A 466-nucleotide genomic window follows, 5' to 3' on the forward strand; every position below is an offset into this window, starting at 1 on the left:
TGGCCGGGGCCTTCGATCATGGTCTGCACGTCGTGCTTCCAGGCGACCTGCGTGAGCTCGCCCAGCGTGCGCAGCTCGGCGAACTGGGCCTCGTCGTTGGCGTCGCTCGCGCAGCCGGGCCGCAAGCCGTCGCCCAGGCTGAAGGACACGTCGTACGCCTTCATGATGTCGCAGATGTCCTCGAAATGCTCGTGGAGGAAGCTCTCCTTGTGGTGCGCCATGCACCACTTGGCCATGATGGAGCCGCCGCGCGAGACGATGCCCGTGCGCCGCCCGGCCGTCAGGTGGATGAAGGCCAGGCGCACGCCGGCATGGATGGTGAAGTAGTCCACGCCCTGCTCGGCCTGCTCGATCAGCGTGTCGCGGAAGATCGCCCAGGTCAGGTCCTCGGCGATGCCGCCCACCTTCTCCAGCGCCTGGTAGATCGGCACGGTGCCGATGGGCACCTGTCTCTTATGCACATCTG

The 466-nt window shown here is 66.7% G+C and carries 1 protein-coding gene; it reads right to left on the reverse strand.

The window, feature by feature from the left end:
- The coding region (locus E4T88_RS18540; protein WP_185146759.1) for a phosphomethylpyrimidine synthase ThiC at positions 1-466 on the reverse strand (466 nt) is incomplete at both ends.

Source organism: Dysgonomonas mossii, from assembly GCF_004569505.1.
GTDB lineage: Bacteria > Bacteroidota > Bacteroidia > Bacteroidales > Dysgonomonadaceae > Dysgonomonas.